General features: G+C 64.8%; 22 protein-coding genes. 19 read left to right on the top strand and 3 right to left on the bottom strand.

The genetic code is table 11. The annotated features are described in order from the left end of the window. Positions 1 to 9 precede the first annotated feature (9 nt). From GLR48_RS19215 to GLR48_RS19205, 3 genes are all read left to right on the top strand, one after another. A complete protein-coding gene (locus GLR48_RS19215) occupies positions 10 to 435 on the top strand; it encodes a hypothetical protein (RefSeq protein ID WP_237064027.1) in 426 nt (141 codons plus the stop codon). A 123-nt stretch (positions 436 to 558) separates the two neighbouring features. Continuing rightward, positions 559 to 1,065 (top strand): hypothetical protein, encoded by a 507-nt coding sequence (locus GLR48_RS19210; protein ID WP_237064025.1) that lies wholly within the window; start codon positions 559 to 561, stop codon positions 1,063 to 1,065. Positions 1,066 to 1,077: 12 nt separating this feature from the next. Beyond that, a complete protein-coding gene (locus GLR48_RS19205) occupies positions 1,078 to 2,523 on the top strand; it encodes an amidohydrolase family protein (protein WP_237064023.1) in 1,446 nt (481 codons plus the stop codon). A 23-nt stretch (positions 2,524 to 2,546) separates the two neighbouring features. On the opposite strand, the gene atzF is transcribed toward GLR48_RS19205, so the two are convergent. Then, positions 2,547 to 4,358, bottom strand: a complete 1,812-nt coding sequence (gene atzF / locus GLR48_RS19200; RefSeq protein ID WP_237064021.1) for an allophanate hydrolase — start codon at positions 4,356 to 4,358, stop codon at positions 2,547 to 2,549. 123 nt (positions 4,359 to 4,481) lie between these two features. Between atzF and GLR48_RS19195 the strand changes: the two genes are divergently transcribed. The 9 genes from GLR48_RS19195 (at position 4,482) to GLR48_RS19155 (ending at position 12,919) form a co-directional block, all read left to right on the top strand. Further along, the gene (locus tag GLR48_RS19195) at positions 4,482 to 5,384 is read left to right on the top strand and encodes a LysR family transcriptional regulator (protein WP_237064019.1); all 903 of its coding nucleotides are present in this window, start codon (positions 4,482 to 4,484) and stop codon (positions 5,382 to 5,384) included. Between the two features lie 145 nt (positions 5,385 to 5,529). Then, positions 5,530 to 6,651 carry a BMP family ABC transporter substrate-binding protein gene (locus GLR48_RS19190; protein ID WP_237064017.1) on the top strand — a complete coding sequence of 374 codons (1,122 nt, stop codon included), beginning with the start codon at positions 5,530 to 5,532 and terminating at the stop codon, positions 6,649 to 6,651. Positions 6,652 to 6,718: 67 nt separating this feature from the next. Further along, positions 6,719 to 7,762, top strand: coding sequence for an ABC transporter permease (locus tag GLR48_RS19185; protein WP_237064015.1), 1,044 nt, complete (start codon positions 6,719 to 6,721; stop codon positions 7,760 to 7,762). Next, complete coding sequence (locus tag GLR48_RS19180; RefSeq protein ID WP_237064013.1) at positions 7,762 to 8,688, top strand: ABC transporter permease; 927 nt, start codon at positions 7,762 to 7,764, stop codon at positions 8,686 to 8,688. The genes GLR48_RS19185 and GLR48_RS19180 overlap by 1 nt, the downstream gene beginning before the upstream one ends. A 12-nt stretch (positions 8,689 to 8,700) precedes the next feature. Next, the gene (locus tag GLR48_RS19175; RefSeq protein ID WP_237064011.1) at positions 8,701 to 9,711 is read left to right on the top strand and encodes a formamidase; all 1,011 of its coding nucleotides are present in this window, start codon (positions 8,701 to 8,703) and stop codon (positions 9,709 to 9,711) included. Continuing rightward, on the top strand, positions 9,708 to 10,388 hold the full coding sequence (gene biuH, locus GLR48_RS19170; protein ID WP_237064009.1) for a biuret amidohydrolase: 681 nt from the start codon (positions 9,708 to 9,710) through the stop codon (positions 10,386 to 10,388). Before GLR48_RS19175 ends, biuH begins: the two co-directional genes overlap by 4 nt. Further along, entirely contained in the window at positions 10,385 to 11,926 is a 1,542-nt protein-coding gene (locus GLR48_RS19165) for an ABC transporter ATP-binding protein (RefSeq protein ID WP_237064007.1), read from the top strand. The genes biuH and GLR48_RS19165 overlap by 4 nt, the downstream gene beginning before the upstream one ends. Next, positions 11,926 to 12,591: a cysteine hydrolase family protein gene (locus GLR48_RS19160; protein ID WP_237064005.1), complete on the top strand. Its 666-nt coding sequence runs from the start codon at positions 11,926 to 11,928 to the stop codon at positions 12,589 to 12,591. Before GLR48_RS19165 ends, GLR48_RS19160 begins: the two co-directional genes overlap by 1 nt. After that, positions 12,584 to 12,919, top strand: coding sequence for a cupin domain-containing protein (locus GLR48_RS19155; RefSeq protein WP_237064003.1), 336 nt, complete (start codon positions 12,584 to 12,586; stop codon positions 12,917 to 12,919). Before GLR48_RS19160 ends, GLR48_RS19155 begins: the two co-directional genes overlap by 8 nt. Before the next feature lie 9 nt (positions 12,920 to 12,928). Here the strand turns inward: GLR48_RS19155 and GLR48_RS19150 are convergent, their stop codons facing one another. Beyond that, complete coding sequence (locus tag GLR48_RS19150; RefSeq protein WP_237064001.1) at positions 12,929 to 13,507, bottom strand: GNAT family N-acetyltransferase; 579 nt, start codon at positions 13,505 to 13,507, stop codon at positions 12,929 to 12,931. A gap of 173 nt (positions 13,508 to 13,680) precedes the next feature. On the opposite strand from GLR48_RS19150, the gene GLR48_RS19145 reads away from it, so the two are divergent. Next, positions 13,681 to 14,034, top strand: coding sequence for a cupin domain-containing protein (locus tag GLR48_RS19145; protein ID WP_237063999.1), 354 nt, complete (start codon positions 13,681 to 13,683; stop codon positions 14,032 to 14,034). 265 nt (positions 14,035 to 14,299) lie between these two features. Here the strand turns inward: GLR48_RS19145 and GLR48_RS19140 are convergent, their stop codons facing one another. Then, entirely contained in the window at positions 14,300 to 14,926 is a 627-nt protein-coding gene (locus tag GLR48_RS19140) for a GntR family transcriptional regulator (RefSeq protein WP_237063997.1), read from the bottom strand. Positions 14,927 to 15,144: 218 nt separating this feature from the next. Between GLR48_RS19140 and GLR48_RS19135 the strand changes: the two genes are divergently transcribed. Genes GLR48_RS19135 through GLR48_RS19110 form a run of 6 tightly spaced genes read left to right on the top strand, consistent with a single transcriptional unit; the run spans position 15,145 to position 22,107 of the window. Then, positions 15,145 to 16,746, top strand: coding sequence for an ABC transporter substrate-binding protein (locus tag GLR48_RS19135; RefSeq protein ID WP_237063995.1), 1,602 nt, complete (start codon positions 15,145 to 15,147; stop codon positions 16,744 to 16,746). After that, the gene (locus GLR48_RS19130; protein ID WP_237063993.1) at positions 16,746 to 17,693 is read left to right on the top strand and encodes an ABC transporter permease; all 948 of its coding nucleotides are present in this window, start codon (positions 16,746 to 16,748) and stop codon (positions 17,691 to 17,693) included. The genes GLR48_RS19135 and GLR48_RS19130 overlap by 1 nt, the downstream gene beginning before the upstream one ends. Further along, positions 17,693 to 18,565, top strand: coding sequence for an ABC transporter permease (locus GLR48_RS19125; protein ID WP_237063991.1), 873 nt, complete (start codon positions 17,693 to 17,695; stop codon positions 18,563 to 18,565). Before GLR48_RS19130 ends, GLR48_RS19125 begins: the two co-directional genes overlap by 1 nt. Then, complete coding sequence (locus tag GLR48_RS19120; RefSeq protein ID WP_237063989.1) at positions 18,562 to 19,515, top strand: ABC transporter ATP-binding protein; 954 nt, start codon at positions 18,562 to 18,564, stop codon at positions 19,513 to 19,515. The genes GLR48_RS19125 and GLR48_RS19120 overlap by 4 nt, the downstream gene beginning before the upstream one ends. Then, a complete protein-coding gene (locus tag GLR48_RS19115) occupies positions 19,512 to 20,534 on the top strand; it encodes an ABC transporter ATP-binding protein (protein WP_237063987.1) in 1,023 nt (340 codons plus the stop codon). Before GLR48_RS19120 ends, GLR48_RS19115 begins: the two co-directional genes overlap by 4 nt. Further along, positions 20,527 to 22,107 carry a gamma-glutamyltransferase family protein gene (locus GLR48_RS19110; RefSeq protein WP_237063985.1) on the top strand — a complete coding sequence of 527 codons (1,581 nt, stop codon included), beginning with the start codon at positions 20,527 to 20,529 and terminating at the stop codon, positions 22,105 to 22,107. Before GLR48_RS19115 ends, GLR48_RS19110 begins: the two co-directional genes overlap by 8 nt. The last annotated feature ends 50 nt before the right edge of the window (positions 22,108 to 22,157 follow it).

Below are 22,157 nucleotides of genomic sequence, written 5' to 3'. Positions count from 1 at the left end.
AGCGGGACCATGGTGTTCGAGGCTGCCAAGAGCGTGCGCCTGATCGAAGCCTTTGCAACCGCCATTCCGTTGCGGGATGTCCCCGCATATCTGTGCGCCACCCAGAACCAAGTGGAAATTCTTTATCGCGTAGATCTTTTGCAGCCATTGATTCCGAGGACCGGTCGCGGGTCAGTTCGCCATGTCGTTTTTGCCCGGTCGCACCTCGAAGAACTTCTGAATAAGGTGACCGAATTGCCGGTGCTGGACGAAACGACCGCTGGTGAATTTCATCCGATTTCTTACGCCTGCCAGCGTGGTGCTGGACGCTTCGAAGACCTGTTCGCCGACGTTCTCGATGGCAAGGTTCAGGGCTTTCGCCGTTTCGATAAAGTTGGCATCGGAGCAATTGAAGTCGATGTCCGCTCTTTGATCGCGATGAAGAAATCCGCCTGAACCGCGCCTGAACGTTCCAGAAATTGTCAGTCACCAAGCTCGCCTCGGCGAGCTTTTTTTCGTCTTGTTCCAGTCCGCGGGATCTTACCCCGATTTTCGTAGCATCTTTGCCCGGACTTCTAAATGGACGATAATAAGCCACTGTTATTAATCGTCTTTTCGAGCTCTTCCGAGGCAACTTTGCTCCGATTTACAGGGTGCGGGGCGGACCGTCGCTGTCATCCACCACGGCCCGGTTCCGGGCGTGGCGACGGCAAGACACAGGGACTGAAGCCTAGCCAGACCTCCGACCTGACGGCCCTTATTGAGCTCTGTCAGCTGGACAACGGGCAGGTCCTGCGCGCCCATACGCTGATGTTGCTGGAGTGGGGGCAGGCCCGGATCTCCAAAGTCTCGCTGGGTTATCCGGTTCAGGTCTTGAACGCTGGTGTCGCGGTCAGTATCCGCAGCGGCCTTCTCGACGGATCGCTGTCAGGTCACACCGTTCATTCTGTGTCGGCCGACATCGGCGGGCCACTGGATTTTCGCCATGCGGCGTCGGTTCACCCCGCAGTCGAGGAGACGCTTGCGAAACGCCGCTCTATGATCACCCTGTCGCGTGCCCTATCGTCCGGCGCAAATCCCCGTTGATCAAGGTCCGAGATGTCAGAAATCACCTCCATCGCTGTCACAACCGCCCTTTTGGGGCCGGACTACGACTCTTCCGGACCCGTCGAAATGGTGTTGCAGGAAGGCCTGATCGCGGCCATCCGTCCATGGGCGGGGGTGGCGCCGCGGCTGCTGGCGATGCCTGCGGTGACGGATGCCCACAACCACGCGCGCCCCTTGTCGAGCGCGTCGTTCGGTGCCGCGCTGAAGCCGCTCGAACTTTGGCTGCCGCAACTGGCGACCATGCCGGCGGTCGATCCTTACACGGCGGCGGCGGCGGCGTTTGCGCGTTCCTTGCGCGGCGGGGCGACGGCGGTGATGGTGCATCTGACCCGTGCGATGGGCCAACGACCCTTGCCGCAGGAAGCCCGCGAGATCGCACGCGCCGCACAGGATGTCGGTATCTCCATCGGTTTTGCCGTCGCGATGCGGGATCGCAATCCGCTGGTTTACGGCGATTACGCGTCGGTGCTGTCCAGGTTAAGCCCCGACGCGGCACAGATGGTGCAGAAGACGTGGGGTGCGGCCCCGCTTGCGGTGGCCGATCAGATCGCGCTGGTGGACGAGGTCGCCGCGGCGGTGGCCGACATGGATGTCCATGTCGACGTGCAATACGGGCCGACCGGCGTGCAGTGGTGTTCCATGGATCTGCTGACGGCGATTGCCGACGCCTCGGCCCGGACGGGGCGGCGTGTGCACATGCACCTGCTGGAAACCCGTCCGCAGCGCCACTGGGCCGACCGCAGTTATCCCGACGGCATTGTCGCCATGCTGGACAGGATCGGTCTGCTATCCCCGCGGCTGACGCTGGCGCATTGCGTCTATGGCCGCGCGGCAGAGTATGCGGCCATCGCGCGGGCGGGTGCGCGGATTGCCGTCAACGTCTCGTCCAACCTGCATCTGTCGTCGGGGATCGCGTCGGTGACCGCGATGCAGGCGGCGGGTGTTCAGGTTGCGATGGGACTGGACGGCTGCGCATTGGACGACGACGATGATGCGCTGCGCGAATTGCGCCTATTCCATTTTCTGAACCGCGCACCGGGCTTCGGGACCGACGGGATGACGCCGCAGACCGCGCTGAAGGCCGCCTGTGCGACCGGCCGCGCGGGCTTGGGTCTGCCGCCCGGTGGCGTGCTGGCGCCAGGAATGCCGGCGGACCTGCTGCTGCTGGATCTGGATCTGCTGGATCCGGACGCACTGATGCCCGTCGATCCGCGCGACTTCGTCATGACACGCGCGACCCGCAACATGATCCGCCGGATCTATGCGGGCGGGCGGCTTGTTCTGTCGGACGGGCGGCCCTCCGGTGTGGACATTGACCGCCTGCACACGGACTTGCGGACGCAGGTGCGCGCGGGGCTGCCGGGGACGGCGGCGCTTGCCGCCCTCTGGCCAGAGATCGAAGATGCCATCGCCGCGGAATACAGGGGATGCTGCTGAGCGCCTGACAGGGGGGGATCTTTTCAGGCCGGGGCGTCTGCGGCGTGCGCCGAAAGATAGCTGCGCCAGTCGCCGGTTGCCGTGATGTCGGTCGCGCCTTGGGTGGCTGTGGCTTCGCACAGAAAGCCCTGGACCGTGGTGCCATCGTCCAGCGCGATGGTGCCCAATCCAAGAGGCGCGGGAATCCCTGCCAGAAAACCGCCCACCGCCGTCAGCGGCAGATCCCACAGCTCTACGGCGATGGCCGCGCCCGATCCGGGCGCACCGCGCACCAATCCGGGGCGCGCGGGCGGGCCGCCGGCCAGCGCGTAGAAGCGGTAGGCATCGCTGGTCCGGGCGGCCCTGACGAAGACCGCACCCCGGTCGGTCAACTGCCCGTTCAGCGGCAGACCCGACATATGCGCCCCGCACACCGCGAGGCGCAGGACAGGCGCGGGCGAGGCGTCCTCCACCGCGGGCGGTGCCACGAATGGCCAGTCGGTGGCCCCCAGACGGCGCCCGCCCGCTGCCTCCAGCGCGAGGGCGGTGGCGGCGATCCGGTCGTCCTGACCGGCTTTGGCCAGCAGGGTGACGCTGCCGGGCCGTCCGTCGGACCGCGCGGGCACCGGTACGGCGATGCCGCACATATCCAGCAGGTTCACGAAATTGGTGTAGGTGCCGAAATTGGAATTGGGCGTGACGGGGTCCGCCTCCAACTCTGCGACCGTATGGAACCGCGGGATCGTCGGCACGCACAGCATGTCGATGCCGTCCAGCAGCGGCTCTGCCGCGCGGGCCAGTTCCTTCAGCCGGTAGATGCCGCGGAAGGCGTCGGCGGCGGACAGATCCTCCGCCTTGCGGATGATCTGCCGTGTCACGGGATGAATGGCGTCGGGATCGCGGGCCAGCAGGTCGGCGATCACCGTATAACGCTCTGCCACCCAGGCCCCTTCATACAGCATGTGCGCCACATCGTAGAGCGGGGTGAAGTCGATATCCCTGATCACGGCGCCCTGCGCGCGCAGCAGGTCTACCGCGTCCGCAAAGGACGCCGCCTGCACGCCGTCCCCCAGAAACCGGATACTGTCGGGGCTGGGAATGCCGATCACCGGCGCCGGGGCGGCTGCGGTCAGGGCCGGGGCCGTGATGTGGCGGGCAAAGGCATCTTGCGCGTCATAGGCGCAACAGACGCGGTAGGCGGCATAGGCGTCGGACACGGTCAGCGCAAAGATCGAGATCGTCTCGATCGACCGGCAGGCGGGCACGACGCCAGTGGCGGACAAGGCCCCGAGGGTGGGTTTCAGGCCGACGATATTGTTCAGCGCCGCGGGCACGCGTCCCGATCCCGCGGTGTCGGTCCCCAGTGCCAGCGGCACGATGCCGTGGCCGACCGCCACGCCGGACCCGCCGGACGATCCGCCCGGCACGATCAGCGGGTCGATGCTGTTGCGTGGCGCGCCGTAGGGTGTCCGCACGCCGACCAGCCCTGTGGCGAATTGGTCAAGGTTCGTCTTGCCCAAATAGATCGCCCCCGCCGCGCGCAGCTGCGCCACGACAAAGGCATCGCGATCGGGCGTATAGGCATAGGCAGGGCAGGCGGCGGTCGTCGGAACCCCGGCCACGTCGATATTGTCCTTCACGACAAAGGGGATGCCCCACAGCGGCTTGGCCGGATCGAACGGCCCAAGGGCCGCCGCATCGGCTAGCACCGCGTCCTGTTCGGCAAGGGTGATGAAGATCTGTGGATCGCGCGCGGCGGCGATCCGGGCAAAGACCTGTCCGATGACCTCGGTCGGGCTGACGCCACTGGCGTAGGCGGCATGCAGATCGGGGATCGTCATCCGAATGTCGGTCATGGCAAGGATCCTCGTGATGATCGCAGGAGTATTCCGCCCTTGTCCGCAGTTGCGGCCAGTCACGCAAATGCTAAGAATTCACAAAAGCGATGCAAAAAATGCAGCGCTGCGCAAGGGGCTACCATGAAACACCTGCAAAACTTTCATTATATCGAGGGGGTCATGCGTGCCGGGTCTATCCGCAAGGCCGCCGACGACATGAACATCACCGCCTCTGCCCTGAACCGGCGCATCCAGCGGTTCGAGGACGAGTTCGGATCCGAAATCTTTGAACGACTGCCGCGCGGAGTGCGCCTGAACCCGGCCGGAGAGTTGTTGATGCAGCATTTCCGCACGCAGGCCTCTGATCTGCGCCGGGTCCAAAGTCAGGTGGCCGATCTGTCCGGCGAGCGGCGGGGCCACATCGCGATCGCCTGTTCGCAGGCGCTGGTGCCCTATTTCCTGCCAGAGCAGATTGCCGCGTATCGCAGGGACCATGCCGGTGTCACCTTTTCCGTCATGGTGCGGGACCGCGAAGCGGCAGAGCGTGATCTTGCGACCTTCGACAGCGACCTCGCGCTGGTCTTCGAGCCGGTGCATCTGGTGGATTTCGAGGTCATTGCCCATTGCCCGCAGGTCATTCATGCCATCATGCGCCGCGACAATCCGCTTGCGGCACAGTCAGACGTGCGGCTGCGCGATTGTCTTGACCAGCCCCATATCCTGCCCAGCAGCGCCTACGGCGTGCGCGCCCTGATGGAGGTGGCGGCGGCCCGTGGCACGCGCCCGCTGCGCCCCAGCGTGGAAAGCGACAGCTTCGATTTCATGCGGCACTATGTTTTGCACGAAAATGCGGTGTCGTTTCAAATTCCCATCGGCTTGCAGCTGGCCCCCGATGACAGGATCGTCTCGCGGCCGCTTTCGACACGGGATGTGCCTGCGGGCAATCTGCTGCTGGGGCAGCAGCGCGGGCGCACGCTGCCGGTTGCCTCTGCCCGGTTTGCCCAGCGCCTGACGCGGGCGCTTGATCGCCTGTCGCTGGCCTGAAACCGGTAATAGGAAGAGCGCTGCATTTTTTGCACCGCTTTGGCGAATATTAAGCAGACGTAAACAGCGCTGAACTCTCATAGTCTGCGATTCATATATATTAACGGCCGCCGCGCCCGGCGTCCGATCAACATGGAGCGACGACATGCCCAAGATGACCCCCCTGAATCGCCGCCGCTTTCTGGGCACCAGTGCCGCCGCCCTCGGTGCCATGGCGCTCAGCGGTTTTGCCCGGCCCGCCATGGCGCAGGAGGCCCTGACCGTGGGCTTCATCTACGTCGGGCCCAAGGACGACTTCGGCTACAACCAGGCTCATGCAGAGGGCGCCGCCGCCGTCAAGGCGATGGACGGCGTCACCGTGCTCGAGGAGGAGAACGTCCCCGAAAGCCAGGACGTGCAGAACACGATGGAATCGATGATCAACTTCGACGGCGCGTCGCTGCTGTTCCCGACGTCCTTTGGCTATTTCAACCCGCATATCATTGAACTGGCACCGAAATATCCCGACATCCGGTTCGAGCATTGCGGCGGTCTGTGGACCGAAGGCAACCCGACCAACGCAGGGTCCTACTTTGGCTATATCGGCATGGGGCAATACCTGAACGGCATCGCCGCCGGTCATGCCAGCAAGTCCAAGAAGATCGGTTTTGTCGCGGCCAAGCCGATCCCGCAGGTGCTCAACAACATCAACTCTTTCCTGCTGGGCGCGCGCGCCGTCGATCCGACCATCACCTGTCAGGTGATCTTTACCGGTGAATGGTCGCTGGCGGTGAAGGAGGCAGAGGCCACCAACGCGCTGGCCGATCAGGGCTGCGACGTCATCACCTGCCACGTCGACGGCCCCAAGGTCGTCTGCGAGACGGCTGCCGCGCGCGGAGCCTTCGTCTGCGGCTATCACGCGGATCAAAGCGCGCTGGCCGGTGATCTGTATCTGACCGGTGCCGAATGGAACTGGGCCAGCGTCTATACCGACATGGTCGCCAAGACGATGGCCGGCGAGACGATCCCCAACTTCGTGCGCGGCGGCCTGGCCGACGGGTTCGTCAAAATGAGCCCGCTGGGCCCTGCCAACTCTGACGCCGCGCGCGCACAATTCGAGGCCGTGAAAGCCGAGATCATGGCCGGCGGCTTTGCCGTCTATAAAGGCCCGCTGATGGACAACGCGGGCAAGGAAATCGTGTCGGGGGGCACGGAGCTGGTGGAAACCGACGTGGCACTGGAAAGCATGGATTACCTTGTCGACGGCGTCCTGGGATCGACCAGCTAAGATGAGCATGTCAGGACCTGCGACGGCTGCGTCTGGCAGTCCCGCGGCACGGGTCCTTTCAAGGGTCATGCCGCGCGCCGAGGGGGTCGCGATCCCCCTTGGTGCGCTTGCAGCCGGGTTCGCGGCCTTCAGCCTGTTCCTGCTGCTGGTCGGCAAGTCCCCGGCAGAGTTCTTTGGATTGGTGTGGAAGGCCGGGTTTTCTTCGGCCTTCTCGTGGCAGAACACGCTGTCGCGGGTGTCGCCGCTGGTGCTGGCTGCCTTGTGCGTAGCCTTGCCTGCGCGGTTGGGTCTTGTCGTGATCGGCGGCGAAGGCGCGATCGTGCTGGGCGGGCTTGCGGCAGCGGTCACCGGCACGGCGGTCGCAGGCTGGTCCGCAGCCCCCGGCATGATCGCGATGGCGCTGGCGGGCATGGCGATGGGCGGTCTGTGGATCGGGACGGTCGGTGCCCTGCGGATCAAGCGCGGCGTGAACGAGACCATCTCCTCGCTTCTGATGGCCTATATCGCCATCGCTCTGTTGAACCATTTCGTCGAAGGGCCGTTCCGCGATCCCGCGTCGCTGAACAAGCCCTCGACTGCACCTCTTGTCGATGCGCTGAAGGTCGGCGACATGCCGTTTCTGGGCGCGCATTGGGGTGTCCTGGCCGGCGTGCTGGCCTGCGTGTTTAGCTGGATCCTGATCGAGCGGACGACGCTGGGTTTTGCCGCCCGCATCGCCGGCGACAACGTCCGCGCGGCACAGGTGCAGGGCCTGCCCGTGGGCAAGCTGGTCATCGGTTTCACGGCCCTTGGCGGGGCCTTCGCCGGGCTGGCCGGATATTACGAGGTCGCCGCGGTGCACGGGTCGGCCAACGCCTCGCTGATCGCGGGTTACGGCTACACGGGAATCCTCGTGGCCTTCCTCGCACGGCACAATCCGCTGGCGATCCTGCCCGTCGCCGTCCTGCTGGCCGGGTTCGAGGCGTCCAGCGGGTTGATCCAGCGTCGCATGGATCTGCCCGACGCGACGATCCTCGTCTTCGAAGGCATGGTCTTTATCATCATCCTGCTGAGCGAGGCGCTGTACGGTCACCTGCGCCTTTTCACCGCCGCCTACTGGGAGGGCCGCTGATGGACCCCGTCGATATCGGTCTGTGGGGCGTGCCGCTGGCCATCCTTGGCGGCGCGATCCGCGTCTCGACGCCGTTCATCTTCGTCTCTCTGGGCGAATGCCTGACAGAGCGGTCGGGCCGCATCAATCTGGGGCTGGAAGGCACCCTCGTCTTTGGCGCGATGAGCGGCTACGCCATCGCCTACCAAAGCGGCAATCCCTTCGTGGGTGTGCTGGCGGCGGCGCTGGCGGGCGCCTGTTTCGGTCTGCTGCACGGCTGGATCTGCAAGTTCAAGGGCGTGAACGACATCGCTGTTGGCATCGCCATGATGCTCTTCGGCATGGGCCTCGCATTCTTTTTCGGGAAACCCTACATCCAGCCGCAGGCGCCGGACCTGCCCGCGATCCCGCTGGGCTGGTGGTCGTCCGTGCCGCAGGTGCAGGCGGCCTTGCAGGTGAACGTGCTGTTCATCGCGGGCGGCCTGCTGGCGGTCGCGATGGCATGGATGTTCAAATCCACCCGCGTCGGTCTGATCGTGCGTGTCGTGGGCGACAGCACGGATGCGGCCCGCGCCATGGGCCTTGACCCCGACCGTGTACGCCTGCTGTCCACCGCCGCTGGCGGTGCGCTGGCGGGTGTCGGCGGGGCCTACCTGTCGCTTTACTATCCCGGCAGCTGGACCGAAGGCGTGTCCTCGGGGCAGGGCCTGATGGCCATCGCACTGGTCATCTTTGCCCGCTGGAACCCGATCAACTGCTTCTGGGCGGCGCTGCTGTTCGGCGGGGCCGGGGCGCTTGGCCCGGCGCTGCAGTCCGTCGGCGTGACCGAGGGCTACTACCTTTTCTTTGCAGCACCTTACGTCCTGACGTTGGCGCTGCTGATCCTCACGAGTTCCCCGGACCGGGCCCTGCAGGGTGCGCCGCTGGAACTGAGCCTCACCAAATAAGGAGCGACCGCAATGAATGGCCTTGGCGGACTGAACAAGACGGACAACGGCGTGGTGATCGGCCTCGTACAGTTGCAACTGCCCAACGTGGTGACAAAGGCCGATCTGACGGCACAGACCGCGCGCGTGGTGGAACTGGTGGCCAAGGCGCGCCGCAACCTCGGCACGATGGATCTGGTCGTGTTTCCCGAATACATGCTGCACGGCCTGTCGATGGACACCAACCCAGAGATCATGTGCAGCATGGACGGACCAGAGGTCGCGGCGCTGAAGCAGGCCTGCATCGACAATGCGATCTGGGGCTGCTTTTCGATCATGGAACTGAACCCGGGCGGCTATCCCTACAACACCGGTCTGATCATCGACGACGCGGGCGAGGTGCAGCTTTACTATCGCAAGATGCACCCTTGGGTGCCGGTCGAGCCGTGGGAGCCGGGCGATATCGGCATCCCGGTCTGCACCGGCCCGAAGGGGGCGAAGATCGGCCTGATCATCTGCCACGACGGGATGTTCCCCGAAATGTCGCGCGAGGCCGCCTATAAGGGCGCCGAGATCATGATCCGCACCGCAGGCTACACCGCGCCGATCCGCGAGGCGTGGCGGTTCACCAACCAGTCCAACAGCTTCTGCAACCTGATGGTGACGGCCAACGTCTGCATGTGCGGGTCGGACGGCACCTTTGACAGCATGGGCGAGGGGATGATCGTGAACTACGACGGCAGCGTCATCGCCCATGGCAAGACGGGCCGCGCGGACGAGATCATCAGCGCGGAGGTGCGCCCCGATCTGGTGCGCGAGGCCCGCGCGATCTGGGGGGTAGAAAACAACCCCTATCAGTTCGGACACCGCGGCTATGTCGCGGTGAAGGGCGGCGCGCAGGACTGTCCCTATACCTACATGACCGACCTTGCGGCCGGCAAATACGTGCTGCCGTGGGAAGGCGATGTGCGCGTCACCGACGGCACTGGCTGCGGCTTTCCCAAGCCCAACCGGATGTTCGGAGAGAAGGAAACCGGTCAGTGACGACCGTCGACAGCACCCCTTATGCGTGGCCGTGGAACGGCGACCTGACGCCCGCCAACACCGCGCTGGTGGTGATCGACATGCAGACCGATTTCTGCGGCGCCGGCGGCTACGTCGATCACATGGGCTATGACCTGTCCCTGACGCAGGCGCCCATCGGCCCGATCAAGGCGCTGATGGCGGACATGCGGGCCAAGGGCTATCACATCATCCACACCCGCGAAGGGCATCGCCCCGACCTGTCGGACCTGCCACCCAACAAGCGCTGGCGCAGCCAGCAGATCGGTGCGGGCATCGGCGACGCCGGTCCCTGCGGCAAGATCCTGATCCGCGGCGAGGCGGGGTGGGACATCATCCCGGACCTCTATCCGCTGGACGGCGAGATCATCATCGACAAGCCGGGCAAGGGCAGCTTCTGCGCCACCGACCTTGAATTGATCCTGCGCACCAAGGGCATCACCAACCTGATCCTGACCGGCATCACCACCGACGTCTGTGTGTCCACAACAATGCGGGAAGCCAACGACCGCGGATTCGAATGCATCATCGTCGCGGATTGCTGTGGTGCCACCGATCCCGGCAACCACACCGCCGCCATCAAGATGGTCACGATGCAGGGCGGCGTCTTTGGCGCGGTGACGGAGTCGGCTGCGCTGATCGCCGGTCTGCCCGCATGAGCGTGATCGGCGCCGAGACCCGTGCGCCCACCGCCGCCATCGGGGTCGAGGCGCTGCACATGACCATGCGCTTCGGCAGCTTTACCGCGCTGGATGACGTCTCGATCCGGATCCCCGCGGGCAGCTTTCACGTGCTGCTGGGCGAAAACGGGGCTGGCAAATCGACGCTGGTGAAATGCATCATGGGATTTTACCGCGCGACCTCTGGCCAGTTGCTGGTCGCGGGACGCGAGGCGAAGATGAACGATCCCAAGGTCGCGCAGACCCTGGGGCTGGGCATGGTCTATCAGCATTTCACCCTCGTGCCGTCCCTGACCGCGGCCGAAAACCTTGTGATCAGCCGTGCGGATACGCCCGCCGTCATCGACTGGCGGCGCGAGCGGGTCGCGCTGGACGACTTCATGTCACGGATGCCCTTCAGGGTCCCGCTGGACCAGCCGGTCAGCCGTCTGGCGGCGGGCGAACGGCAGAAGCTCGAAATCCTCAAGCAGCTGTATCTGGGCAACCGGTTCCTGATCCTCGACGAACCGACCTCTGTCCTGACGCCGAACGAGGCGGACGAGGTTCTGGGCCACGTCCGCGCCTTGACGCGCGCGGGCGAGATCACCGTCCTGATGATCAGCCATAAATTCCGCGAGGTCAGCGCCTTTGCCGACGAGGTGTCGATCCTGCGGCGGGGCCGCTATGTGGGTGGTGGCAAGGTGGCGGACATGAGCATCGACGCCATGAGCCGCGCGATGATGGGCGAGGCGCCCAAGGTGTCCACCCGCACACGGACCCACCTGCGCGGCGCACCCGTGATGACCTTACAAGGCATCCGCGCCCCCGACCGCACGGGCCTGAAAGAGATTGCCGTCGACGACGTGACACTCCACGCAGGAGAGATCCTTGGCATCGCGGGCATTTCCGGCAACGGGCAAATGGAACTGATGGAAATCCTGACCGGCCAACGCGGGCTGAGGGCGGGCCGCATCACCGTCGGCGGCAGCCCCTACACGGCCACCCGGGCGCAGGCGCGGGCGCACAAGGTCCGCTATCTGCCGGAAGAGCCGCTGCGCAACGCCTGTGCGCCGCGCATGAGCGTCGCCGAAAACCTCGCGTTCCGGATGTTCGATCAGGGCCCGGACGGTGGACATGTATTCTGGCAGGACAGCCGCGCCATGGCCGCCAACGCCGACGCTTTGATCGCCGGGTTCAATGTCAAGACGACGTCGCCCGCCGCGCGCATCGCATCGCTGTCGGGCGGCAACGTGCAGCGGGCGGTGCTGGGACGGGAACTGACCGGCGAGGTCAATGTGCTGATCGTGTCCAATCCCTGTTTCGGTCTGGATTTCGCAGCCGTGCAGGCGATCCGCGACCGGCTGGTGGACGCGCGCAACGCAGGGACAGCGATCCTGCTGATCAGCGAGGATCTGGATGAGATCATGGAACTGTCCGACCGCATCCTCGTGATGTCCGAAGGCCGCATCACCTTTGAAGCACAGGTCGCCACCGCGGATGTGGCCGAACTGGGCCGACACATGGCGGGGCACGCCTGATGACAGGGATCGCCGCCGCCCCCTTCGCGTTTCCGCTGGACCGGGACCGGGTTGCCCTGATCGTGATCGACATGCAGCGCGACTTCATCGAAGCGGGCGGCTTTGGCGCCAGTCTTGGCAATGATGTCAGCCTGTTGTCGGCCATCGTGCCGACCGTGCGACGCCTGCTGGACGGATTCCGCGCGGCGGGGCTGCCGGTGATCCATACCCGCGAATGTCACCGGCCCGACCTGTCGGACTGCCCGCCGGCCAAGCGCCTGCGCGGCGCGCCATCGCTGCGGATCGGTGATCCCGGCCCTATGGGGCGCATCCTGATCGCGGGCGAACCGGGGGCCGACATCGTGCCCGATCTCGCACCATTGTCCGGCGAGATCGTCATCGACAAGCCGGGCAAGGGGGCCTTCTACGGGACCGACCTTGGCCTGCGCTTGGTCGACCTTGGTATAAGCCAACTGATCTTTGCCGGTGTCACGACAGAGGTCTGCGTGCAGACCTCGATGCGCGAAGCGAACGACCGCGGGTTCGACTGCCTGATCGCGACCGACGCGACCGAAAGCTATTTTCCCGCATTCAAGGCCGCAACCATCGCGATGATGACCGCCCAAGGCGGCATCGTCGGCTGGGCGGCCCCGACCGATGCCATACTGGAGGCGCTGCATGACTGATCCGAAGGTGCTGACCGGCCTGCTGCCAGAAGGATGGGACCGGATGACATTCGCGCCGTTCCGCGACGGGGTCGAGATTTGCCACCTCTGGCAAGGCGGCCCCGACGTGGCCCTGCTGCGCTATGCTGCCGGCGCGTCCGTGCCGCGGCACAGGCATACGGGGCTGGAGACGATCCTTGTGCTGTCAGGCAGTCAAAGCGACGAGGCGGGCACCTATCCCGCCGGATCGGTGGTCTTCAACCCCGAAGGATCGGAACACAGCGTCTGGTCCGTCGACGGCTGCACCGTTCTGATCCAGTGGGAAAGACCGGTGGCCTTCGTCGGCTGACGACGCCCGTCAGGCGACGGATTTCGTGAAGAGGATCCATGTTTCGGCATCGACGCGCCAGTCGTCCTTGACGACTGGGCGACGGTCCACCGCGCGGTAGCCGTGTGCCGCATAAAGGCGCAGCGCGTCACCGTGGGTGTCCGCCGCGATCAGGCTGATCGCGGGGCATCCGGCGGCCCGGGCCGCGACCTCTGCCCGCGCCAGCAGGGTTGTGCCGACGCCACGCCCGCGACACGCGGCATCCGTCGCCAGCACGTTCAGGTACCATGATCCCGGCGCCAGCCGTTCAAGCGCGATCAGCGGCACGAAGATCGCGGGCGTATCGGGGTCGATGGGGTCGGGATCGACCTCTGCCGGGTAGCCCAGCAGGCAGCCCGCCACGGTGCCGTCGACCTCGGCCATCCAGGCATTGCGCCAGGAAAAGCCGCCGGCGTCGCGCATCGCCCGGTTGCGCCCGATCGCCAGCGCGTCGCCGTCGGGCCCCGCAGTCTTGCGCCAGAAATGCAGCGGCAGGTCGTCGGCCGCCATATTGACGAACCGGACCAGATGGTGCGCGTCCGCCGGTGTTGCCTCTCTGATCGAGACCATCTGTTCCACGTCCTCTCTCGCGCCCTGTCGCTTGAGACATCGCCCGGCAGGCCTGTGGGGATCAAGCGGGAAACGTGCGCGGCCGGCCGTCCCGCGTGCATGCCCATTGTCACGGCGGCGCGGGCGTCCTACGACTGCGTCATGACCGCAGCGTGCACCCCGGAAGGACTGACATGAGCGATATGGTTTTCCGTTTTCCCGCGCCGGGACCCACGCCACTGCTGACCGACCTTGAAGGGTGGACCAAGGTGGCGGGCGATCCGTCGATGAAGACCTGGGTGCAGCATACCTCCCTCGACGGAAGCGTCATCAGCGGGACGTGGGAATCGACCGTCGGGACGTGGCACACCGACTACAAGTTCTACGAATTCGTGCACCTGATCGCCGGCCGGATCACGATCACGCCGGACGGCGGTGCCGCCGTGGACCTGGTGCCCGGCGATGGCTTTGTGGTCGAACCGGGGTTCAGCGGCACATGGGTGGTCTCTGAACCGGTCAAAAAGCACTTCTGTATCAAGCTGCGCTGACGCGCCGCTGGCCTGCGGCGACCGCCCGCGTGTGAGCTGTCCAAGATCCGTCCGCGACGTGCAGGCGGCCGCGCCATCGTGACGCTTGCGTTCGCGCATTTCAGGTATCGGCTGTCTCTCGCTGCCAGTGTCGCGCGTTCGGACGGCAGGTTTGCATCGCGGCCGCAATCGGCGTGACTGAAGCGCGACCGGGTGGGTTATTCCCGCCGTGCATCGCGAAAATTGCCGCTCTGCTGCATCGACAAGCAGGGTAAACCGCCACGTATCATGAACCCAGCAGTTCGGATATCACGCGCATCGACGATGCCGTATGCTCGCGCATCCGCAAATGAGCCAGCTCGCCGTTCTGCGCCAGAATGGCATCGAGGATGGCGTGGTGTTCCAGTCTGGATGTCGCGACGCGATCGGATCTGGCGCGAAACTGCGCGCCGCGCCACGGCAGGGTCCGCCGGTGCAGATCATCCAGCAGCCCTGACAGCATGGCGTTGTGAGCACCGTGACGCAGGATGTCGTGAAACCGGACATTGACCTTTTCGTAGTCGGCGTCAGGCCGGTCGCCCTCTGCCACGATATCACGCAACTGGTGCCGCTCGATTTCAGTCATGCGAAGCGCGGCGAGACGCGCAACGAGCGCTTCCAGTTCACCTAACGCTTCGAACAGATCCTGCAGTTCGGCTTGACCCATGCGGCGGACGACGAACGCCCGGCGTGTCCCGCGCTCGGTCAGACCAGCGCTCGACAGACGTTGCAGCGCTTCGCGCACCGGCGTGCGTGACAGACCAAAATCCCGGGCAATGGTTTGCTCGGCCAGGGAATCCCCCGGGCGTAACTTGCCATCGACGATCCTCTCGAGGAGCGTGTCGTATATCTGGTCCGCCGAACTTTTGGTCATCTCAATCCTTTTCTGGTCAATTGTGCATCTTTTGGCGTGACCTGTATACATATCGCGGTACCGACCTTGTGACATGTATACAGGTCGGCCCTACTGATTCCAGCACGGAGCCTTGTCAGAAGACTGCAGGATATGCGGCCGGGGGAGTTGTGCGCCCTTCGTGGCGGGTGCGGATGCCCGTCGTTTACGAACGACACAAATGGAAACGGGGATAGACGATGCAAGATCACAAGGACATTCTGGCACGACATGTCGCAGCACGCTTGGGCCGGCGCACGATTCTGAAAGGGATGGGCGCAGGCATGATTGCGGCCACGACCGGTGGTGCATTCCCTGCGATGGCGCAGGCCGCGCAAAGCGGACACATCAAGATCGGTGAGATCAAGCCGATCGACACACTGGACCCGCATTTCACGTTCCGACTGGGGGCCGTGCAGATCATCAGCAACATCTGCAACGGTCTGCTGAAGGTCGTCTATGATGGCACCACCGTGACATTCGAACCCGATCTGGCCGCGACCTGGGATCTGGAAGACGAGAAGACCCACGCCTTTACCCTGCATCCGGGCGTCATGTTCCACGACGGCACCCCCTGCGACGCCGAGGCGATCAAGTTCAACCTGATGCGCGTCAAGTCCGGCACCCCGGCCTCGCCCCATGCGTGGAAGCTGGAAAAGCTGGAGGAGGTCGAGATCATCGACCCGCTGACCTTCAAACTGCATTTCTCTGAACCCTATGCGTTTCTGCCCGTCGCCCTGACGGGGTCCATCGGGCGTGCGGGCACCATCGTCAGCCCCGCAGCCGTCGAGAAGTACGGTGAGGATTTCGGTCGCAATCCGGTGGGCACGGGTCCCTTCAAGTTCGTGTCCTGGAAGGAAAACGACAGCATCGAACTGGTGGCCAACACCGAGTATTTCGAGGCAGGCCTGCCCAAGCTGGAAAAGGTGTCGTTCATGATCATCGACGAGCCGTCCACTGCACTCGCCGCGCTGATCTCTGGTCAGATCGACGGGATGAACGATTGCCCGATGCAGCTGATCGAACAGGTCAAGAAGATGCCGAACCTGAACGTCTATGGCGGGGTCGAGGGCAATTATACCTACGTCGGCATGAACACGCAAAAGCCGCCCTTCGACGACGTGAACTTGCGCCGTGCCGTCGCCTTCGCCATCGACCGCGATGCGGTTCTGAAGCAGGCGTATTTCGGTCTGGCCAAGCAGGCCTATACACCGATCTCGCCCCCGATGAGCGGGTTCTACGATCCCGATATCGCTCAATCCGGACGCGGGCAGTTTTACGACCTTGAAAAGGCGAAGGAGTTCCGCGCCAAGGCCGCCAATCAGGATGAGATCGAGGTCACCTACATCATGACCGAGAACCCGCCCGCTGGCACGCGCGTCGCCCAGATCGTGGCGCCGATGCTGGCCGAGATCGGGATCAAGGTAAAGCTGGAGCTGCTGGAAAACGCCGCCTGGACGCAGCGCCTGCAGGATCGCGATTTTGAGATGCTCGACTTCTTCTGGACCGCCGACTTGGACCCGGACGAAACCCTGTACCCCGAGTTCAAGACCGATGGGTCGTGGAACTACTGGGGGTGGAGCAACGCCGACTTCGACAGGCTCTGCGCCGAAGCGCAGGTTATTCTGGACGTCGCCGCCCGGTCGAAGCTGTACAACGAGGCCGAAGACCTAATGGTGGACGAAGCGCCCGTCGCGATGCTGGCGCATTTCCCGCTGTACAAGATCTTCAGCAACAAGGTGCAGGGTTTCAACTATGTGCCCTGTGACCTGTTGAACCTCAACACGGTAAGCCTTGCCTGATGCTTGCCCGCGCCGCCGGTCGAATCCTTCAAACGCTCGCGGTGCTTCTGATCGTGTCGATTGCCAGCTTCAGTCTGCTGAAGCTGGCACCCGGCGATCCGGTCGTGCTGATGCTGGGCACGGAGTTTTCCCAGGACAGTTACGACGATCTGCAGGCGCAGCTGGGTCTGGATCAGCCTGTCGTCATCCAGTACGTCCGCTGGCTGGGCGACTTTGCAACGGGCAACTGGGGCAATTCCTACGTCGCCAAGACCGACATCTTCGACTTCGTGGTGAAGGAGGCGCTGCCGGTCACCCTGACGCTGACCGCCTGCGCGATCATCCTCGCCATCGTGATCGGCGTCCCGCTAGGCGTGATGTCCGCCGTTCGCAAGGATACGTTCTGGGACGCCGGCATCGCGGCGCTGGCGCTGACGGGCACGGCGTTTCCGTCGTTCTTCCTTGGAATCGTGCTGATCTGGTTCTTTGCCGTCAAGGTCGGCTTCTTTCCCGTCATGGGGTTCGTGCCCCCGTGGGAGGATTTCTGGCAAGGCATGCTTCACCTGGTCCTGCCGTCCTTCACGCTGGCCACGTTCTTTATCGGCATGATCGTCCGCGTCACCCGCGCCGCCATGGTCGAGGTGCTGGACCAACCCTATATCACTGCCGCCATTGCCCGGGGCGAACCGCGCCGCCGGGTGATCTGGGTGCATGCCTTCCGCAATATCCTGATGCCCCTCGTCACGGTGATCGGGCTGCAGCTGGGCGCGATCCTGCAGGGTGCCGTGCTGACGGAAACGGTCTTTTCGCTGCCCGGCCTTGGGCAGATGCTGACCGGCGCTGTGCTGGGCCGCGAATACGTGCTGGTGCAGGCGGGTGTCATGCTGACGGCGACGCTGTTCATTCTGGTCAACCTTGCGGTCGATCTGTCCTATCCCTTTCTTGACCCCAGACTGAGGGCGCGCTGATGGATACCTCTGCCGTCGCGTCCCCGCGTCCCGCCAAGGTGCGTCGCCGCCACATGTTCCTGCGCCGCCCGTTCTTTACCGTCGCACTGGTCGTGACACTGGGATTTGTCGTCTGCGCGGTCTTCGCGCCGCTGATCGCGCCCTATGACCCGACGCAGCAATCGATCGAGGCGATGATGGCGGCACCGGGCGGTGACCATCTGCTGGGGACCGACAGTTATGGGCAGGATATCCTGTCGCGGATCATCTTCGGGGCGCGTTATGCCTTGTCGATCGCCTTTTTCGCGATCCTGATCGGCGCGACCGGCGGTCTGATCCTTGGCACCGCTGCGGGTCTGACGACGGGCTGGGTGGAATGGGTGCTCATGCGCCTGATCGACTCGATCCTGGCGCTGCCGTCGCTGATCCTCGCGATCGCCGTCATCGCCATCCTGGGGCAGGGGGTCGACAAGGTGGCGATTGCCGTCGGCATTTCGATGATCGGTCCCTTCTCGCGCACCGTGCGGTCCGACGTGTTGCAGGTGTCGTCGCAACTGTTCGTCGAAGCCGCAGGCCTGATGAGCATTTTGCGCCTGACGGTGATCCGGCGGCATATCCTACCCAATATCGTCTTTCCGCTGGCGGTGCAGATCACCGTCCGGGTGTCAGAGGCGATCCTTGTGTCGTCGTCGCTGTCGTTTCTCGGGATCGGGGTGACGCCGCCGACGCCGGACTGGGGGTTGATGATCGCCGAGGGTCGCGGCTTTGTCAGTTTCGCGCCGTGGATGTCGGGGATGCCGGGGCTTGCGCTGGCGCTGCTGCTGATCGCGCTGGCCATCGTGGGCGATGGCATCCGCGAGGAATTCGACCCCAGGATGAGAGGCGGCCAATGACCGATACGCTGTTGAAGGTCGCGGGGCTGACCGTCCATCGCGGATCCCGCAGGATCCTTGACGATGTCAGCTTTACCCTGGGTAAAGGCGAGACTCTGGCGCTTGTCGGGGAAAGCGGTGCCGGCAAATCGACCATCGCGGCGGCCTTGATGGGGTTGCTTGCAGGGCAGGCCCGGGTGGCGGGGCAGGCGGCGTTCGACGATGTGCCAGACCTGCTGGCGATGAAAGAGCGGGCGTGGAGCAGCCTGCGCGGTCAACGCATCGCGATGATCTTTCAGGACGCGGGTGCCGCGCTGAACCCCTGCTATACGGTTGGCAGTCAATTGATATCGGTCCTGCGGCGGCAGTTGGGACTGGACCGGAACACGGCGCGGACCCGGGCGGTGGACCTGCTGGACAGCGTCGGTCTGAACGATGCCGCCGCCCGCATGTCGGCCTATCCGCACCAGTTGTCCGGCGGGATGCAGCAGCGGGTCATGATTGCCATCGCACTTGCCTGCAGTCCCGATCTGCTGTTCGCGGATGAACCCACCTCTGCGCTGGATGTCACCATTCAGGCGCAGATCGTGCGGCTGATCCTGGACCAGACCAAGGCGAAGGGCGCGAGTTGCATCTTCGTGTTGCACGATCTGGCGCTGGCCAGCCAGTCCTGCGACCGGATTGTGGTCCTTTATGCGGGTCAGGTGATGGAGGCGGGGCCGTCGGACATTGTGTTGCGCGACCCACGTCATCCCTACACGCGGTTGTTGAAATCCTGCGTGATCGAGATCGGCACGACCGACCTAGACCCGCCAGAGGGGAGCGTTCCCGGCTACGACGACCTGCCGGCCGGATGCCGGTTCGCCACGCGGTGCCCCCGCGCCCTGGCACAGTGCAGCACCGACCGGCCCCCGTTGCAGGACGTCGCGGGCCGCAGTCTGGCGTGCTGGAACCCGGAGGAACCCGCATGACCGATGCGCCCGACGTCCAACCCCTTTTTGAACTGATCGAGGTCGAGAAGGTCTACATGGTGCGCAAGCCAGGCACGGTGTTTTCCACCGCAAAAGTGGGTTTGCCAGCGCTGGACGGCGTCCGGCTGAAGATCCGCAAGGGCTCTTCCATCGCACTGGTGGGCGAAAGCGGGTCCGGCAAGTCGACGCTGCTCCGCGTGTTGCTGGGCCTGACCCGCCCGACCGAGGGCCGCGCCCTCTATATGGGCCGCCCCGTGGACGAAGTACGGGCCGAAGGCACGGACTTCGCCCGGCAGGTCGCGATGGTCTATCAGGACGCCCGCGGCTCGCTGAACCCGCGCATGACGATCGCGGCACTGATCGCGGAACCTCTGCGCCACTTCGCCATCTGTCCCGAGGCGGACATTCCCGCACGGATCAACGCCCTGCTGGCCCGCGTCGGCCTGCCGCAAGAGGTCGCGCAGCGCTATCCCTCGGCCATGTCGGGCGGGCAGGTCCGGCGGGTCGCGATTGCCCGGGCGCTGGCGTCGGAACCGACGGTTCTGGTCGCGGACGAGGCGGTGTCGGGTCTGGATGTGTCGACGCAGGCGCAGCTTTTGAACCTGCTGCGGCGCCTGCAGCGCGACATGGCGCTGACGCTGGTGTTCATCACCCACGATCTGGGCGTCGCGAGTTATCTGTGCGACGACATCGCGATCATGTATCTGGGGCGCATCGTCGAAACCGGACCGACGAACGCGGTGCTGACTGCGCCGGCGCATCCCTATGCCCGCGCCCTGCGCCGGGCTGCACCGGATTTCTTTGCCCCGATCACCGACCCGCTGCCGGGCGAAATCCCAAGCCCTCTCGACCTGCCGCCCGGGTGTCGCTTTTCGGGGCGGTGCGATATGGTGCAGGCGGATTGCCGGCGCAGCGATCCGGCGCTGGTGCGTCTGGCCCGTCCCGACCGCGCGGCTGCCTGCTTTCATCCCCTGACCGACGATACGCCAAACCGACAGAAACGAGACCTTCATGCATGACTTCTTCTCTGCCCGCCGCCCCTCCACGTTTTCGGGGCGGGCAATGGTTGCGACCTCTCATCCATTGTCCACGGCCGCTGGCCTCGACATTCTGTCGGCGGGTGGAAACGCCGTCGATGCGGCACTGGCTGCGGTTGCGGTGCAATGTGTCGTCGATCCGCTGATGACCGGGATCGGCGGGGATTGCTTTGCCCTTTATGCCCCCGCCGGTGGCGCGGTGAAGGCCCTGAACGCCTCGGGTCGCGCACCTGCCGGGGCCACCATCGCCGCGCTGAATGCGGCGGGTCTGATGGACGAGATTCCCAAGACGAGCCCGCATGCGGTGACCATCCCCGGCGCGATCTCCGGCTGGTGCCGGCTGCACGGCGATCACGGCAGCCTGCCGTTGGACCGCATCTTTGCCCGTGCCATCGGCTACGCTGCGGACGGCTACCGGATCACGCCGCGCGTCGCAAAGGACTGGGCGGCCCATGTCGATTTCGTCGCGGGCGATGCTAATGCGGCAGCCCTGTTCCTGCCCAATGGCCGCGCACCGCAGGTCGGAGAGCGCCATGCCCAGCCTCTGTTGGCTGACCGTTTGCGCGAGATCGCGGCGCAGGGTGCGGACGGGTTTTACAAGGATGACACGGCCGCCCGTATGGTGGCTTACCTGCAATCCCTCGGCGGCTTTCACACGACCGCGGATTTTGCCGCGGGCGCGGACGCTGCGCATTGGGTGACACCGATCCAGGCGTCCTACCGTGGTTACGACGTGCACGAATGTCCGCCGAACGGGCAGGGGCTGGCGGCCCTCGTGATCCTGCGGATCATGGAAGGCTTCGACATCGCCACGATGTCAGAGGTCGACCGTATCCACCTGCACGCCGAGGCGACAAAGCTCGCCTATCATCACCGCGATTCGCTGATGGCCGATCCGGGCGAGTGCGGCGATCTGGCAGAGACGCTGCTGTCGGACGCTGTCATCACGACCCTGCGGGCCCGCATCGACATGGACCGCGCCCTGCCGCCGGCCTTGTGGGACGAGCCAGAGCACAAGGACACCGTCTACCTCTGTGTCGTGGACGAGGCCGGGAATGCGATCTCGCTGATCAATTCGATCTTCAACGGGTTCGGATCGACCCGTCTTGATCCCGCCACGGGCGTGTTGTTCCACAGTCGCGGATCGTCCTTCCGCCTGATCCCGGGACATCCGAACGCCATCGCACCGGGCAAACGTCCGATGCACACGATCATCCCGGCGATGCTGTCAAAGGATGGCCGGGTCGAAATGCCCTTCGGTGTCATGGGGGGGCATTATCAGGCCGCCGGACATGCGACGTTCCTGTCCAACATCATCGACCATGGCATGTCCCTGCAGGCCGCGATGGATGCCCCCCGAACTTTTGCCTTTGGCGGGGTGCTGGAGGTAGAGCCGACATTGCCCGAGGAGACCCGCACGGCACTCGGCGCACGGGGCCATGCGATCAAGCTCGTGGCATCCCCCATCGGTGGCAGTCAGGCGATCCGGATGACGGAAGGTCTGCTGGAGGGTGGATCGGACAGCCGAAAAGACGGTATGGCGCTGGGATACTGATCTTGTCGCAGCGCACTGGCGGCGAAAGACGAAACGTGAGACACCGCAAA

Source organism: Loktanella sp. M215, assembly GCF_021735925.1.
Lineage (GTDB): Bacteria > Pseudomonadota > Alphaproteobacteria > Rhodobacterales > Rhodobacteraceae > Loktanella.
The sequence above is the reverse complement of the archived record's forward strand: the minus strand, read 5'-3'. Positions and strand labels throughout refer to the sequence as shown.

Bases quoted from the DNA above. Each gene is read 5' to 3' on its own strand.
- GLR48_RS19115 (WP_237063987.1), top strand. From the start codon at position 19,512: ATGACCGATGCGCCCGACGTCCAACCCCTTTTTGAACTGATCGAGGTC.
- GLR48_RS19165 (WP_237064007.1), top strand. From the start codon at position 10,385: ATGAGCGTGATCGGCGCCGAGACCCGTGCGCCCACCGCCGCCATCGGG.
- GLR48_RS19215 (WP_237064027.1), top strand. From the start codon at position 10: ATGGTGTTCGAGGCTGCCAAGAGCGTGCGCCTGATCGAAGCCTTTGCA.
- GLR48_RS19210 (WP_237064025.1), top strand. From the start codon at position 559: ATGGACGATAATAAGCCACTGTTATTAATCGTCTTTTCGAGCTCTTCC.
- GLR48_RS19185 (WP_237064015.1), top strand. From the start codon at position 6,719: ATGCCGCGCGCCGAGGGGGTCGCGATCCCCCTTGGTGCGCTTGCAGCC.
- GLR48_RS19120 (WP_237063989.1), top strand. From the start codon at position 18,562: ATGACCGATACGCTGTTGAAGGTCGCGGGGCTGACCGTCCATCGCGGA.
- GLR48_RS19150 (WP_237064001.1), bottom strand. From the start codon at position 13,507: ATGGTCTCGATCAGAGAGGCAACACCGGCGGACGCGCACCATCTGGTC.
- GLR48_RS19110 (WP_237063985.1), top strand. From the start codon at position 20,527: ATGCATGACTTCTTCTCTGCCCGCCGCCCCTCCACGTTTTCGGGGCGG.
- GLR48_RS19205 (WP_237064023.1), top strand. From the start codon at position 1,078: ATGTCAGAAATCACCTCCATCGCTGTCACAACCGCCCTTTTGGGGCCG.
- GLR48_RS19175 (WP_237064011.1), top strand. From the start codon at position 8,701: ATGAATGGCCTTGGCGGACTGAACAAGACGGACAACGGCGTGGTGATC.
- GLR48_RS19130 (WP_237063993.1), top strand. From the start codon at position 16,746: ATGCTTGCCCGCGCCGCCGGTCGAATCCTTCAAACGCTCGCGGTGCTT.
- atzF (WP_237064021.1), bottom strand. From the start codon at position 4,358: ATGACCGACATTCGGATGACGATCCCCGATCTGCATGCCGCCTACGCC.
- GLR48_RS19125 (WP_237063991.1), top strand. From the start codon at position 17,693: ATGGATACCTCTGCCGTCGCGTCCCCGCGTCCCGCCAAGGTGCGTCGC.
- GLR48_RS19195 (WP_237064019.1), top strand. From the start codon at position 4,482: ATGAAACACCTGCAAAACTTTCATTATATCGAGGGGGTCATGCGTGCC.
- GLR48_RS19145 (WP_237063999.1), top strand. From the start codon at position 13,681: ATGAGCGATATGGTTTTCCGTTTTCCCGCGCCGGGACCCACGCCACTG.
- GLR48_RS19190 (WP_237064017.1), top strand. From the start codon at position 5,530: ATGCCCAAGATGACCCCCCTGAATCGCCGCCGCTTTCTGGGCACCAGT.
- GLR48_RS19180 (WP_237064013.1), top strand. From the start codon at position 7,762: ATGGACCCCGTCGATATCGGTCTGTGGGGCGTGCCGCTGGCCATCCTT.
- GLR48_RS19155 (WP_237064003.1), top strand. From the start codon at position 12,584: ATGACTGATCCGAAGGTGCTGACCGGCCTGCTGCCAGAAGGATGGGAC.
- GLR48_RS19140 (WP_237063997.1), bottom strand. From the start codon at position 14,926: ATGACCAAAAGTTCGGCGGACCAGATATACGACACGCTCCTCGAGAGG.
- GLR48_RS19160 (WP_237064005.1), top strand. From the start codon at position 11,926: ATGACAGGGATCGCCGCCGCCCCCTTCGCGTTTCCGCTGGACCGGGAC.
- GLR48_RS19135 (WP_237063995.1), top strand. From the start codon at position 15,145: ATGCAAGATCACAAGGACATTCTGGCACGACATGTCGCAGCACGCTTG.